Annotated in this window: 14 protein-coding genes; 7 read left to right on the forward strand and 7 right to left on the reverse strand. The window is 59.4% G+C overall.

Features of this window, described 5'->3' with window-relative positions:
• Positions 1-167: 167 nt before the first annotated feature.
• Positions 168-1,583, forward strand: coding sequence for an amino acid permease (locus FHS64_RS06265; RefSeq protein ID WP_167176915.1), 1,416 nt, complete (start codon positions 168-170; stop codon positions 1,581-1,583).
• Complete coding sequence (locus tag FHS64_RS06270) at positions 1,583-1,936, forward strand: Hpt domain-containing protein (protein WP_167176917.1); 354 nt, start codon at positions 1,583-1,585, stop codon at positions 1,934-1,936. Before FHS64_RS06265 ends, FHS64_RS06270 begins: the two co-directional genes overlap by 1 nt.
• 72 nt (positions 1,937-2,008) lie before the next feature.
• Here the strand turns inward: FHS64_RS06270 and FHS64_RS06275 are convergent, their stop codons facing one another.
• The 4 genes from FHS64_RS06275 to FHS64_RS06285 form a co-directional block, all read right to left on the reverse strand.
• Positions 2,009-2,371: a chorismate mutase gene (locus FHS64_RS06275; protein ID WP_167176918.1), complete on the reverse strand. Its 363-nt coding sequence runs from the start codon at positions 2,369-2,371 to the stop codon at positions 2,009-2,011.
• The gene (locus tag FHS64_RS06280) at positions 2,343-3,173 is read right to left on the reverse strand and encodes a ferredoxin--NADP reductase (RefSeq protein WP_167176919.1); all 831 of its coding nucleotides are present in this window, start codon (positions 3,171-3,173) and stop codon (positions 2,343-2,345) included. The genes FHS64_RS06275 and FHS64_RS06280 overlap by 29 nt, the downstream gene beginning before the upstream one ends.
• Positions 3,174-3,337: 164 nt before the next feature.
• On the reverse strand, positions 3,338-3,469 hold the full coding sequence (locus FHS64_RS14240; RefSeq protein ID WP_243862826.1) for a putative transporter small subunit: 132 nt from the start codon (positions 3,467-3,469) through the stop codon (positions 3,338-3,340).
• Between the two features lie 18 nt (positions 3,470-3,487).
• Positions 3,488-5,008: a sodium:solute symporter family transporter gene (locus FHS64_RS06285; RefSeq protein WP_243862831.1), complete on the reverse strand. Its 1,521-nt coding sequence runs from the start codon at positions 5,006-5,008 to the stop codon at positions 3,488-3,490.
• Positions 5,009-5,629: 621 nt separating this feature from the next.
• On the opposite strand from FHS64_RS06285, the gene FHS64_RS06290 reads away from it, so the two are divergent.
• The 3 genes from FHS64_RS06290 to FHS64_RS06300 all read left to right on the forward strand — a co-directional run bounded on the left by FHS64_RS06290 (position 5,630) and on the right by FHS64_RS06300 (position 9,063).
• Positions 5,630-7,921, forward strand: coding sequence for a S9 family peptidase (locus FHS64_RS06290; RefSeq protein ID WP_167176921.1), 2,292 nt, complete (start codon positions 5,630-5,632; stop codon positions 7,919-7,921).
• Positions 7,922-7,979: 58 nt separating this feature from the next.
• The gene (locus FHS64_RS06295; RefSeq protein WP_167176922.1) at positions 7,980-8,477 is read left to right on the forward strand and encodes a hypothetical protein; all 498 of its coding nucleotides are present in this window, start codon (positions 7,980-7,982) and stop codon (positions 8,475-8,477) included.
• Between the two features lie 172 nt (positions 8,478-8,649).
• Entirely contained in the window at positions 8,650-9,063 is a 414-nt protein-coding gene (locus tag FHS64_RS06300) for a low affinity iron permease family protein (protein WP_167176923.1), read from the forward strand.
• Here the strand turns inward: FHS64_RS06300 and FHS64_RS06305 are convergent.
• A complete protein-coding gene (locus tag FHS64_RS06305; protein WP_167176924.1) occupies positions 9,060-9,560 on the reverse strand; it encodes a DUF2938 domain-containing protein in 501 nt (166 codons plus the stop codon). The two genes, FHS64_RS06300 and FHS64_RS06305, sit on opposite strands and share 4 nt — an antisense overlap.
• A 74-nt stretch (positions 9,561-9,634) precedes the next feature.
• On the opposite strand from FHS64_RS06305, the gene FHS64_RS06310 reads away from it, so the two are divergent.
• Positions 9,635-10,048: a helix-turn-helix domain-containing protein gene (locus FHS64_RS06310; protein WP_167176925.1), complete on the forward strand. Its 414-nt coding sequence runs from the start codon at positions 9,635-9,637 to the stop codon at positions 10,046-10,048.
• 5 nt (positions 10,049-10,053) lie between these two features.
• Here FHS64_RS06310 and FHS64_RS06315 read toward each other — a convergent pair whose 3' ends face one another.
• Entirely contained in the window at positions 10,054-10,614 is a 561-nt protein-coding gene (locus FHS64_RS06315; protein WP_167176926.1) for an STM3941 family protein, read from the reverse strand.
• A 1-nt stretch (position 10,615) separates the two neighbouring features.
• Positions 10,616-11,827 carry a CaiB/BaiF CoA transferase family protein gene (locus FHS64_RS06320; protein WP_167176927.1) on the reverse strand — a complete coding sequence of 404 codons (1,212 nt, stop codon included), beginning with the start codon at positions 11,825-11,827 and terminating at the stop codon, positions 10,616-10,618.
• 570 nt (positions 11,828-12,397) lie between these two features.
• Here FHS64_RS06320 and FHS64_RS06325 point away from each other — a divergent pair.
• Positions 12,398-13,240, forward strand: coding sequence for a GntR family transcriptional regulator (locus tag FHS64_RS06325; RefSeq protein ID WP_167176928.1), 843 nt, complete (start codon positions 12,398-12,400; stop codon positions 13,238-13,240).
• Positions 13,241-13,341: the final 101 nt, after the last annotated feature.

Consider the following 13,341-nt stretch of genomic DNA (forward strand, 5'->3'; position numbering starts at 1 on the left):
GTTGGGCTCCGGTGTCTCGCGCACTTCGTAGCGTTGCGGCGAGGGCGGGTTAATACGCACGACCTCCGAAGGGTGCAAGTGTTTAATTTCGCAAAAGCGTTTTTTCTTCGATGAATATAATGATACCGAATGTCATTCGGACAATAATGTAGTTTAGGGAGGGACGTATGGCTTTTTGGAACAGACGCCGTTCAATCGATGCCATGCTGGCACCGCAATCTGGACCGGCGCTTAAGAAGACGCTGAGCTGGCCACACCTTATGGCGCTGGGCGTCGGGGCCATTGTCGGTACCGGCATCCTGACCCTGATCGGTGTCGGCGCAGGGCTGGCGGGACCGGCTGTATTGATCAGCTTTGGCCTTGCAGGTCTGGTCTGTGCCTGTGCGGCGCTGGCCTATGCCGAGCTGTCGACTATCATGCCTGCCTCGGGCAGTGCCTATACCTACACCTATGCGTCGCTGGGCGAGATCTTTGCCTGGGTCGTGGGGTGGAGTTTGATTCTGGAATATTCGCTGGTTGTCTCGGCTGTGGCCGTAGGCTGGTCCGGCTATGCGATTCCGTTCCTTGCAGGCCTGGGCATTGATCTGCCGCTGGCCCTGACCGTCGGCCCGCACGTCGAGGGTGGCCTGATCAACCTGCCTGCCGTCTTCATCATTGCTGTGGTGACCGGCCTGCTGCTGATGGGCACTAAGGAAAGTGCCACGCTGAACGCGATTCTGGTTCTGGTGAAGATCGCGGCTCTGGTCGTGTTTGTGGCCATTGCGCTGCCGCACTTTGATTCTGCCAACTTCAAACCCTTTATGCCGTACGGTTTCGGTGCGCCCTTCGTCCAGACGGGCGTTATGGCGGCGGCGGCCATTATCTTCTTCGCCTTCTATGGCTTCGACGCCATTGCGACGGCGGCCGAGGAAACCAAGAAGCCGGAACGTGATCTGGCCATCGGCATCATCGGTTCGATGGTGGTCTGCACCGTGCTTTATATCGTCGTTGCTGCCGCTGCGATCGGTGCCGCGCCGGTGTCCAGCTTCTCGGACAGCCCCGAGCCTCTGTCGCTGATCATGCGTGGTCTGGGACAGGGCGCTGCTGCACAATGGATCGCAGCCGCTGCCGTGATTGCCCTGCCGACCGTGCTTCTGGCCTTCCTGTTCGGCCAGTCGCGTATCTTCCTTGGCATGGCGCGTGACGGTCTGTTGCCCAACCGTCTGGCCAAGATTTCGACGCGTGGTGTGCCGACCGTGGTGACCATCTTTACCGCCATCGTAGTGGCCTTCCTGGCCGGTATCATGCGTCTGGACGAGCTGGCCTCGCTGGCCAATGCCGGTACGCTGATGGCCTTTATGGCCGTGGGTATCAGCCTGATCGTGCTGCGCGTGCGCCAGCCGAACCGCGAACGCAAGTTCAAGGCTCCGCTGTGGTGGTTGGTCGGTGGCGTTGCCATCATTGGTTGCATCGTCTTCTTCTTCAGCCTGAAAGCATCGACCCAGCTTTATTTCCTGCTGTGGAATGTGCTGGGTCTGGTGATCTATCTGGTCTGGTCGTCGCGTAACTCGCGTCTGGCCAAGGGCGAGGAAGAGGCAGCCTGATGGCGCGTCGCGACCTGACCGGAGCGGTGGATTTCTCGGTCCTCGAGGCCGCCACCGCAGGCATGGATGATATCAGTGAAGAGATACTGGGCCTGTTCGTGCAGCAGGCCGGTATCTGGTCGCCGATGCTGACCACGACCGAATCCGGTTGGCGCGACGCCGCGCACACCCTGCGCGGTGCGGCCGGTGGCATAGGGGCGAGCGAACTGGCCGCTACCTGTGCCGAGGCCGAAGAGGCGGACGAAGCGGTGTCTGAGGGGGCGTTGCTTCGTGTGCGCGATGCGCTGGACAGGGCTTTGGCGGATGTGGCGGCCTATCGCCACGAGCTGATGCTCAAAGGACTGAAGGGCTAACAGGCCTCGATGACAAAACAAAAAGGCGGGCCGCTATGGCCCGCCTTTTTTCATATCCGCTGATCTATTGGATCAGACGCGCGTCTTGTCCCATACGGAAAACTCGTGCGCGATGCAGCGGTCGATCAGCAGGCGCCAGACCGGCTCGGCAATATCGGCCGACAGACCCGCAGGCTCGGCAGCGACCAGCACCTTGGCCACCACATCATCGATACGCGCCTGATCGAACACGGCCTCGCGGTTAGGCTTGATGCGGGCAGCGGCATGCATATAGCGCTGGCGCTCGGCCAGCAGTGTCACCAGAGCGCGGTCCAGTGCATCCACGCCCTTGCGGACGTCGAGCATGGTTTCGCAAGCCTCGGGCGCAGGACGCGCATCGATAGCCACGCTGGCAGGGGAAATCACATCAGCCGACAAAGGCACGCTCCAGAACATAGTCACCCGGCTCGGCGTTCGAGCCTTCCTTCATGCCATAGGATTCCAGCAGTTCAGCCGTTTCCTTGATCATGGCCATCGAGCCACACAGCATCACGCGGTCGGTATTGGGCGAGAAACCGATGGGCAGTTGCAGGTCGGCGAACAGGTCGCCCGACTTGATGCGGTCGGTAATCCGGCCTGGCGTTTCGAAACGCTCGCGGGTGACGGTGGGATAGTATTTCAGTTGCGCCTTGGCCTCGTCACCGATCAGCGGGTCCTCGTGGATGCCCTTGGTGAAGAAGTCGCGATAGGCCAGATCCTGCACATTGCGCACGGTGTGGCAGACGATCACTTCTTTAAAGCGCGAATAGGTTTCCGGCTCACGCGCGACCGACAGCCACGGCGCAAGGCCGGTGCCGGTGCCAATCAGCCAGAGGCGCTCGCCACCCGTCAGGGCATCCAGAACCAGCGTGCCGGTCGGCTTCTTGCCCATCAGAACGGTGTCACCCGCAACGATCTTTTGCAGGCGCGAGGTCAGCGGACCATCCGGCACCTTGATCGAGAAGAACTCCAGTTCCTCGGCCCAGAACGGGCTGGCGATCGAATAGGCACGCAAGACCGGCTTTGCGCCGTCTTCGCCCGGCAGGCCGATCATGACGAACTCGCCCGAACGGAAACGGAAGTCCTCGGGGCGTTTCACACCAAAGCTGAACAACTGGTCGGTCCAGTGGCGAACCCACAGCACTTCCAGTTCATGGAAGGGGCTGGGTTTGGCCGCAGCAGTTTTTTGCGCGGTTTGATCTGGGGAGGCGTCGGTCATGGCCTCTAACTAGGGGGTCAAAACGCCAAGCGAAAGCCCGTTGCGTCATTCTCTGCCAAGAAGCTGTGCCTGATGCGCCAGTCAGGCGAAGTTTTGCAGGGGCGGCAAAGAAAACGGCCCGCCACGATAATCCGTGGCGGGCCGTTTTCTTGAATATGAGCCGGTTAGATCATCCGGCGGCCTTCTCGACGGGCGGTAAGCCAGTCAGCGAAGAAGGCTTTGACCAGTACCGCCAGAACAATGGCGACCAGAGCTGGCCAGATAAGAACATAGGTGGTGAGTCCAAAAGTGCCCATGGTGGTAATCTCCTTAGGTTATTCGGCAGGTCGTTTTTCAGCAGGCCCGAAATCATCGGTGCGGGCCTTGATGAGTGCGAAGTCAAAGCGACCTTTGTTACGCAGGCTCAAGGCGACGCAGACCAGTGTGCTAACGGCATAGGCGATCAGCGCGCTGCTCAGCACGGCGTAGTCATGCAGGAAGCCAATGGCGAAGGGCGCGGTAACGAGGCTGGCAATGATGCCGGCCACGATGGCGGGGCGGCGTCCGAAGAAGCCGAAGATCATCAGGCCCGCCACGGTACCCACGCCGATGACAGCTAGAACATCCGACACATAGCCGAGCAGGCCATCCATCGGAATCCAGCCGAAACGCACCGGAACAAAGCAGGCCAGTGCCGTCAGAACCGAGACGGTAAAGGCCGAGTTGGTCACGCGGTCCCAATAGAAGCTGGCGATGACGGGGAAGACCAAGGCACCCCACAGGGCCCCGACAAGGACCAGAAGGTCCAGAATGTTCATTCGGCCCCCTGCGAAATACAGGCCCGCAGCGGTCGCCACAATCATGGTGGCGCGACCGATCATCAGCATGGTCTTGGGGTTGGTGGGCAATCCCGAGCGGCCATAGACGTCGGTCATGGCAATGGCGGACAGGGCTGACAGATCGGAATCGGCTGTCGAGGCCAGCGCACCGATAATCATCACAAAGAACACGGCCAGCAGCACAGGGCCGAGATAGGTCGCGGCCAGTTGCGGGATCAGGTTATTGGGATCCCCATCCATCGGCTTGATGCCGGCATAAAGGGCCACGACGCCCAACATGCCTATGCCGATAATGGTGGCACCGTAGCCGATAGTGGCGGTGACGAAGGTTTTCTTGATCAGGTCTTCGCGCACCGCAAACAGGCGCTGGGCAATGGTCTGGTTGCCAATCGCATAGGCCAGAACGGCGGCAATATAGGGCGCGCCCTGATTCAGAAACGCTTCGGACGAGAAGAACGAAGCCTGTTCGGGGGTGACATGGCTGCTGCCTTCGACAAACACCTGCGGGCCACCGACGGCGAAGAATACGGCGGGAATGATGACCACAACGGCACCCAGCATGGCGCAGACCTGTACGAAGTCTGTCAGCACCGAGGCGCGGAAACCGGACCATAGGGTATAGAGCAGCACACCGGCGGCTATGATGGCCACGCCCTGACTGAAGCTGAAGGGCGACAACATGGAGATCAGTGCGCCGCCAGCGATGAAGTTGGAGGTCAGGCTGATCAGGCTGCCCAGAATATTGGACCCTGCCAGCATCAACTGGCTGGAGCGTCCATGGCGGGCATACATGACCTCGGCCAAGGTGTGGGCATTGGGCGCAAGCGCGCGGATACGACGGCCATAGGGATAGATGAACAGGATCATCAGCGCGCCCCACAAGCCGTAGTGGATGGGGCCGGAAACGCCGTAGGTATAGCCGGAGGTTGCCGATGCATACATTGACGCGGCCCAGATCCAGGTGGCCGTCATGGACGCTGCGGATATCCCGAAACCGATACCGTGACCTGCGGTCATATAACCGTCGGCATCATCCTTACGGTGTCGGATCGTGAGGGATATCAGTAACGTCCCGCCAAAAAACACGGCCAATAAGGCGAGCGTCAGCGGACCGCCCAGACCGTTTAACTGTAAATCATCCACGCTTGTTTGCGCTCCTTTCGTGGTGCCGGGCCCTGATCGGATAACAAGGGCGCAGCGCCGCACGCCAAGACGTCACCGCGCATGGCGGCAAGAGGGTGCGGTCGACTCTGCAACGTGCAAAGCGCCCGTCGGGGACGAGCGCTGCGAAGGCGTTTTTTGAGATGACGCCAGATATGTTCCGAATGAACCAAGCGGAACCATAGGCTATTTATAAAAATAGTGACATAACTTTTTTGTGCGATGTGATGATCGGTAAAAATTTTGAGTCAATTTGAATACAGCTATATAATGATCTCAGAAGTATTCTGAAGACTTTAATCAAGTATAATCATCAAGGGATAGCTATTCATTCAATTTGTACTTATTGATGTATGTAGTTATTTTATTATTACTGTTTTTGTGCGTTTTTACGAGTCTTAAATGGTGTTGTTTTTCCAGTGTCGGGAAAGACAAAATGGGAGGTGACGGCAAAGCCTTCCCGTTCTAGCTTGCCGCATGCGCACATTTCTTCTCGCCTCGACGATCCTGATGGCAGCCGCTGCAACGCCGGTGATGGCCACGAGCACCAATCAGACCAATTCCGCTCCGGCGGCCGTTACGGCTCCGGCTTCCAACATCCTGACGGTCGAGCGTGTGTTCGCCAATCCGTCGCTGTCCGGCCCTGTGGCGCGCGGTGTCAGCCTGTCGCCCGATGGCGAACTGGTGGCCTTCCTGCGCTCGCGCGAGGATGACGTGGATGTGCTGGACCTGTGGGCCGCACCCGTATCGGGTGGCGAGCCGTTCAAGCTGATCGACGCCCGCGCTCTTGTGCCGGATGCGGGTGAGCTGTCCGAGGCCGAAAAGGCCCGCCGCGAACGTATGCGCATTTCGCAGCGCGGCGTGGTGGAATATAGCTGGGACGAGCAGGGCCGTTATATTCTGGCCCCGCTGGAAGGCGATGTGTTTCTGGCCAACCGTGCCGATGGATCGGTGCGTCGCCTGACGCAAACGGCCGCTGATGAAATTGACGCCAAGGTGTCGCCCAAGGGCGCATTCGTCAGCTTCGTGCGTGACCAGAACCTGTTCATCCAGAACCTTGAAACGGGTGCCGAACAGGCTGTCACGCTTGATGGCAAAGACCTGATTACCTGGGCCACCGCCGAGTTCATCGCTCAGGAAGAGCTGGACCGCGATACCGGTTACTGGTGGAGCCCGAACGAGAAATACATCGCGCTGCAACGCACCGATGAATCGACTGTCGATGTCGTGCCGCGTCTGGATATTTCGGGCGGTGGTGCCTCGGTTGTCGAGCAACGCTATCCGCGTGCGGGCCGCCCCAATGCTGTGGTTGAACTGTTCATCCACGATGTGGCGACCGGCAACCGCGTTCAGGTCGATCTGGGCACCAATAAAGACATCTATCTGGGCCGTGTGAACTGGGCCTCGGATGGCTCGGTCGCCTATGTTCAGCGCCTGTCGCGCGATCAAAAGACGCTAGACCTCCTCAGCGTTAATCCGGCCACTGGCCAGAGCCGTGTGATCGCCAGCCAGACCTCGAATGCGTGGGTGCCGTTGACCCACAACTTCAAGGCCTTGAAGGACGGCAACTTCATCTGGTCCAGCGAGGAAAGCGGCTGGAACCACCTGTATCTGTACAACAAGGACGGTCGCCAGATCCGCGCCATTACGCGCGGTGACTATCCGGTCAAATCGCTGGACGGCGTCAATCAGGATACGGGCGAGGTCTTCTTTACCGCCTCCATGCGCGATGGCCGTGAACTGCCGATTGAGCAACAACTGTTCAAGGCGTCGCTGAAGCGCACCGTGAACCCGACCGAAATCACCCCGCGCGGTGGTTGGTGGTCGGCATCGGTTAACGGCACGGGCACGGCCTATGTCGGCAACTATACCGACCTGAACACTCCGTCGCAGTCGGCGCTCTATTCTATCGACGGCACCCGCGTGCGCTGGATCGAAGAGAACAAGCTGCAACCGGGTCACCCGTTCTGGGCGTTTGCCGAGCGTCAGCAAAAGCCGACCTTCGGCACGCTGGACAGCGCGGGCGAGACGCTGCTGTGGCAGATGACCACCCCGCCGAACTTTGACCCGACCAAGACCTATCCGGTGGTGATGCAGGTCTATGGCGGCCCGTCGGGCGGTGGCGTCAAAAAGGCATGGCAACCGGCGACCACGCAACTGCTGACCGAGGCGGGCTATATCGTCTTCCGTCTGGACAACCGTGGCGAAGGCGACCGTTCGGCCGCCTTCAAACAGGCGCTGTACCTTAAGATGGGCCAGCCCGAGATCGCCGATCAGGTGATCGGGGCCAACTATCTGCGTAGCCTGCCTTATGTGGATGACAGCCGTATCGCCATGATGGGCTGGTCCTATGGCGGCTTTATGAGCCTGATGGCGCTGACCGAGCCGGAAATGGGTCTGGCCGCCGCGATCTCGGGCGCACCGCCGACCGAGTGGGGCCTGTACGACACAGCCTATACCGAGCGTTACATGTCCACGCCGCAGGGCAATGTGGCGGGCTATGCCGCATCGGACGTGAACACGCGCCTCGATAATCTGACGGGTCGTTTGCTGCTGATGCACGGCATGGCAGACGACAACGTGATCTTCGAGAACACCACCCGCGTCCTCAACGCGCTTCAGGAAAAGAGCATCCCGTTCGAGACCATGCTCTATCCGGGCCAGCGTCACGGCATTCGCGGCAATGACCGCCAACTGCACCAGTGGCGCACCTATCTGGACTTCCTCGACCGCACCATCGGCACCCGCGCCGATGTCAGCGGCCAGTAAGGCCTGAAATCACGGGGCAGGAGCTTAAGGCTTCGGCCCCGTTTTTATTGGGGGGAACGTGGCAGAGCCACCGATATGGGACCGCCGACCGGTCTACAAAACGCCGTCACAGGCGAGGGGCGACTTTGCGGCGCTGTCGTTCCGTCGCATCGATGCCGATTGGAAGGCGCGCCAACTGTGGGACAGGGGAGGCGGTGCTTGGCTGTTGGTAGCCTTGGCCCATGTGGTCGCGGCGGTGTTCCATCATGCGCATGCTGTGCAGCTAGGCTCTGACGCGCGATGGATTAACGAGCCACAAGTCATTTTGGGTGTGGCTTTATCTATTATCGCGATTGCGATGTATCGGCTCTCACAGCTGAGCAAGCCTGTGTGGCTGCCTGTTTTTTGTCTGTGTTGGATAGCGATTGGGTTCACACATAATTTGGTGACCCAAGTGGCAGACAAGATAAGCATGGGCTTGGCGTTCTTTGCTGCAGTGATGGCAATCGGCGGTGTTCGCGGGGCTATCTATATGGCGCGACAGCATCGGTTGGATGAGGCAGAAGAGGCGGCTTAGTACTCTGATCAAATGCAAATATGTTTTCCCTGGGCCCGCGTTTGGGGAGCGTACAAAATCCGATTTCGATCAGGACCTAATTGACGTCGGCTATAGGGCGAGAGTTGGGTTCGCGAACCCTCCACCTTTCTGACAATCAGGAACCGTCGCCAAATGCGCTCGTTCAGCGCTTATGGAAAAGCTGTTCAGCGCATTTGCGACCGCAACTGCCCGTCTGGCCGGAAGGCCGTGGACCTTTATTCTCTGTCTGTTGCTGGTGTCGGTGTGGGCCGTAACCGGCCCGATGTTCCATTTCAGCCAGACGTGGCAACTGGTCATCAATACAGGCACGACCATCATCACCTTCCTGATGGTGTTCTTGATCCAGAATTCCCAGAACCGCGACGCAGCGGCCATGCATGCCAAGTTGGACGAGTTGATCTTTGCGGTGCGCCATGCCGATGCGGGCTTTATCGGCATCGAGCATCTGACCGATCACGAACTGGCCGCCATTCTGGACGAGGTCGAGAAACGTGCCAGTGCCATCCATGCCGGACACGCGGCAAGGCCGGTACGTAAACAGGCCGCGCGCCGTGCGGATGACTAGGCCATGATGACGCGCATTAGCAGTCCTGCAAAATAGAGACCGACGCCAAATGCCAGATGGGAAACCAGACTGCGCCAACGCGCGACGTTGGGGTCCGGTGTTTTGCGGGCTGCTACTCCGGCCCCCATGGCGGGCTGAAGGATAAAATAGGGGGCCGCCACGGTTGCAGCGCCAAAGAGTATGGCGGGCCAGATCGTCGGGGCCAGTCGCCAGTTCTCGCCGGTTAGGGATGTGAACACCACGGCAAATATAATCCCGATACCATAATGGGCCATCCAGCCGATCAGGGCCTCGCCGCGAACAGGGGCCGCTCGGCCTATGGAGGCATGGATGAAATGGCCGTTGCGCATATGGCCCAGCCATCGGCCAACAAGAGCAAAATCAAGCGACGGGATGTTGAAGAGCCGTTTTCGGACCAACGCCCACAGGTCCATAAAGGCTGTGGCTATAAGCCCGATGGCGAATGTGTATGTCAGGAATTCGATAGCAGGCTTCATAAAATTTTCCATTGGTCGCAATGAAGTAGAGCCGGTGCTACCAGTTCAAGTGAACTTGAGGTCAAGCGTGAAAAATGGACATTGCCGAACTATCGCGCCGCTCTGGACTGCCTGCATCCACACTGCGGTATTACGAGGAAAAAGGCCTGATCGCTTCGGCCGGGCGGCATGGCTTGCGGCGTATTTTTGATGATGCGGTCATGCAGAAGCTCGCACTGATCGCTCTGGCACGACAGGCTGGTTTCTCGCTGAACGAAATTGCGGGCATGTTCGATGCGACAGGACAGGCCATGATTGACCGCACGCAATTGCACGCCAAGGCCGATGAGCTGGACATGTCTATTCGCCGCTTGAGTGCCATGCGGGACGGATTGCGCCATGCCGCACAATGTCCTGCGCCCAGCCACGTCGAATGTCCCGAGTTCCAGAAACTGATGCAGGCGGCATTGGCGGGGCCGCGTGTTCGCACAACGCCTGTGCCGAAATAGACGGATCAGGGTTTAGGGCGGAAGGCCTCGATGGCGTCCAGTGCCTGTTTGAGGGTGCGGTCCGTTCCGGTCAGCGACAGGCCGATATCGCCACCGGTCAGGCTCCGGTTCAGGCTGTCGATAGAGCGTCGCCATGACTTGCGTTCAAAACGCGATGGGTCATGCAGCTTGATGATCAGCGACTTTTGTCCGCGATGGGACCATGTGGTGATGGCGGCAATCTGCGCCCATGCAATCGGGTGCTCGCTATAGGACGGGACTGTGATCCCCATACGGTTGATCCGCAGATGGTCCGCAGGATTGGTCAGGCGGATGGCCCCGATGATAGCCATCCCGCCGAAAAGGATGATGCAGGCCCAACCCATCGGCACAATCAACCAATCGGGATAGCGAGACGTCGAGGCGGGTAGGGGATAGATCGTCAGGTCGGTGGCATTGCCGGGCGGCGGTGTGGCGGGCTGGTCCAGAATGCCCGCCATCATCACGCCGATGGCCACAAAGCCCAGCGCGATCAGAATTCCCAGAACCACTTTGAACGGCTGGGTACGGGCAACAAATTCGCTCATCTTAAGGTTTCAGCTTGCCCAGCACATCCGCATTGTTGGCCCCCAAGGCAGGCGGCGGGCGGTCATAGCGCACAGGCGTTTTCGACATGCGGATCGGCGAGGCGACGGTTTTAACGGGGGCGCTCAGGTCGTCGCGGGTTTGTTCGACGGTCAGGCCGCGATGGAGGGCTTGGGGTTCGTCAAACACCTGATCGATGTGATTGATCGGGCCGCAGGGGACGCCGTGATCTTCCAGTAGCTTCATCAGTCCCGCCATGGTGTGACGGACAGTCAGGTCTTTCAGGCGCGGGGCCAGATCATCGCGGTTGGCGACGCGGTCGGCATTACGGGCAAAGCGTTCATCATGGCCCATATCGGGCTGGCCCAGTGCCTCGCACAGTTTACGGAACTGGCCGTCATTGCCGACGGCGATGATGACCATGCCGTCCGAGCAGGGGAAGGGTTGATAGGGCGCAAGGTTGGGATGGGCATTGCCCATGCGCGTCGGAGCCTTGCCGGAAACGAAATAGTTGGTGGCCTGATTGGCCAGCATGGCCGCCTGAACATCGAACAGGGCGATGTCGATATGCTGGCCCTCGCCACTGGCGCGCGCATGCCAAAGGGCGGCCAGAATGGCATTGGAGGCATAGAGGCCGGTGAACAGGTCCACGACCGCCACGCCGACCTTCATGGGTTCGGCACCGTCGGCACCGTCCGGCTGGCCGGTGATGGACATCAGCCCGCCCATGGCCTGGATCATATAGTCATAGCCCGCGCGGTGGGCGTCCGGCCCTGTCTGGCCAAAGCCGGTGATCGAGCAATAGACCAGACGCGGATTGAGGGCCGACAGGCTGGCATAGTCCAGACCATATTTGGCCAGACCGCCGACCTTGAAATTCTCGACCACGATATCGGCATCGGCCGCCAGTTTGCGGATGGCGTCGGCCCCTTCAGGCGAAGCCATGTCCAGCTCGACGGATTTCTTGCCGCGATTGGCGCACATGAAATAGGCAGCGTCGCTGCGTGATCCATCGGTGGCGGTGGTGAAGGGCGGGCCCCATTGGCGGGTATCGTCACCGACGCCGGGACGCTCCACCTTGATAACCTCGGCCCCCATATCGGCCAGTGTCTGTGTGGCCCATGGTCCGGCCAGAACGCGTGACAGGTCCAGAACCTTGATACCCGCAAGCGGGCCAGCCAAAAGCGGATTCGGGGCAGAGCGATCAGTGGTCATTCGCTTTAGATAGCAACACACTGCGGGGCTGTCGCCTTGATGCGCGGGTGCAAAACGGTGTTCGACCTTGGTCTGGCTGTTTTTACGGCATTTTGCGTATATTATCACCGTTAACACATCGGCTTGTTGAGGCGTTTCCTCCCCCCTCAGTGCCGAAACGATAGCGGACGCGTAACTGTCCGCCGCGCGACATCCTCCCCTCCGTGTTGCGCACACGTTTCGCCTTATGCCTGAACAGGTCGATGTGACTGTTTTTGTTCGCTTTGTGTGTAACCCGTTGTGGGGTCAGTGCCGCGAGTAAGGCTGCTGGACCGCAACGCCCTATTTTGGTCATCTTGTATTAGCAAGAATACCACTGATGGCTTGACCTGCGAACAGCATGTTAGGCCATTTTAGTAAGCGTATCAGTAAGCGTAAGCGTACCAGTAAGCGTTGTACCCAAAAAGGCGGCAAGTTTTCTTGCCGCCTTTTTTCGTGTATTTTTCCCGCCTGCATGCCGCAAATTCTGAATCGGGCATGGATCACTGTGGCAGACCATGCAACCGTGACAATAAATGGAGCGGGGCGCATATGACTGATCATAATACAGCGCCGGACAGGGCCGGATCGCGCACAGAATCACGGCTTCGTGGCGCTTCGTCCGATGGCAGCAATCGGGCTATTCCTGTCTATCATCAACTGCGTTCCATTCTGCGCCAGCAGATCAAGGACGGCTTGTTCGCGATGGGTAAGGCGATGCCTTCGGAAATGCAGTTGTCGTCCTGTTACGGGGTGTCGCGGGTCACGGTGCGTCGTGCGCTGGAAATGCTGGAGAGCGAAGGTCTGATCGTGCGCCGCCATGGCGTCGGCACCTTTGTCGCCTCGGATCAGGCGCAGGTGCAAAAACCCGCTGGCCCGACCGTTTCCGGCCTTGTCGAAAACCTGATCTCGATGGGGATGACGACCACGGCGGAACTGCTGGAGTTCAGCGCCGATATGGCCCCGCCCGCGCGTGTGCTTCAGGCCCTGGGCCTACAGCATGATGACACGGTGCTGCGTCTGGTGCGGTTGCGCCGACACCAGAACCTGCCGCTTTCTGTTTCTACGGTTTATCTGCCGCATAGTGTATCGCATCTGGCCGCCGAGCATCTGCTGGATGATCGGCCTGTGATCCGTATGCTGGAGGAGGGCGGGGTGCGCCCGCACCGAGCCGAGCAGACCCTCAGCGCGGTTCCCGCAGACGATCAGGTCGCCAACTGGCTGGGTCTGGCGGTGTCATCGCCGGTGATCCGTTTGCGCCGGACCATACTGAACGACAAGGGCGAGCCGCTGGAGCACTATATCGGGCTCTATAATCCCGATCACTATGAATACCACATGATGCTGACCCGCGATAACAGCTCGTCCCAGCCCCAGTGGCGCCACATCGGGTAGCTTGTTTTAGACCCCGTACATTCGGTCTTGCACATAGCCACGAATGGCGATGAAACTCCGCGCCGGAGCATCAGCCTGTTCGGGACTGATGATGTAAGGGG

It is taken from the genome of Brevundimonas terrae (genome assembly GCF_011761985.1).
Lineage (GTDB): Bacteria > Pseudomonadota > Alphaproteobacteria > Caulobacterales > Caulobacteraceae > Brevundimonas > Brevundimonas terrae.

What these genes read in the sequence shown, in the direction of transcription:
- FHS64_RS06265 (WP_167176915.1), top strand. Translation starts at nt 168, where the DNA reads ATGGCTTTTTGGAACAGACGCCGTTCAATCGATGCCATGCTGGCACCG.
- FHS64_RS06270 (WP_167176917.1), top strand. Translation starts at nt 1,583, where the DNA reads ATGGCGCGTCGCGACCTGACCGGAGCGGTGGATTTCTCGGTCCTCGAG.
- FHS64_RS06275 (WP_167176918.1), bottom strand. Translation starts at nt 2,371, where the DNA reads ATGTTCTGGAGCGTGCCTTTGTCGGCTGATGTGATTTCCCCTGCCAGC.
- FHS64_RS06280 (WP_167176919.1), bottom strand. Translation starts at nt 3,173, where the DNA reads ATGACCGACGCCTCCCCAGATCAAACCGCGCAAAAAACTGCTGCGGCC.
- FHS64_RS14240 (WP_243862826.1), bottom strand. Translation starts at nt 3,469, where the DNA reads ATGGGCACTTTTGGACTCACCACCTATGTTCTTATCTGGCCAGCTCTG.
- FHS64_RS06285 (WP_243862831.1), bottom strand. Translation starts at nt 5,008, where the DNA reads ATGACCGCAGGTCACGGTATCGGTTTCGGGATATCCGCAGCGTCCATG.
- FHS64_RS06290 (WP_167176921.1), top strand. Translation starts at nt 5,630, where the DNA reads ATGCGCACATTTCTTCTCGCCTCGACGATCCTGATGGCAGCCGCTGCA.
- FHS64_RS06300 (WP_167176923.1), top strand. Translation starts at nt 8,650, where the DNA reads ATGGAAAAGCTGTTCAGCGCATTTGCGACCGCAACTGCCCGTCTGGCC.
- FHS64_RS06305 (WP_167176924.1), bottom strand. Translation starts at nt 9,560, where the DNA reads ATGAAGCCTGCTATCGAATTCCTGACATACACATTCGCCATCGGGCTT.
- FHS64_RS06310 (WP_167176925.1), top strand. Translation starts at nt 9,635, where the DNA reads ATGGACATTGCCGAACTATCGCGCCGCTCTGGACTGCCTGCATCCACA.
- FHS64_RS06315 (WP_167176926.1), bottom strand. Translation starts at nt 10,614, where the DNA reads ATGAGCGAATTTGTTGCCCGTACCCAGCCGTTCAAAGTGGTTCTGGGA.
- FHS64_RS06320 (WP_167176927.1), bottom strand. Translation starts at nt 11,827, where the DNA reads ATGACCACTGATCGCTCTGCCCCGAATCCGCTTTTGGCTGGCCCGCTT.
- FHS64_RS06325 (WP_167176928.1), top strand. Translation starts at nt 12,398, where the DNA reads ATGACTGATCATAATACAGCGCCGGACAGGGCCGGATCGCGCACAGAA.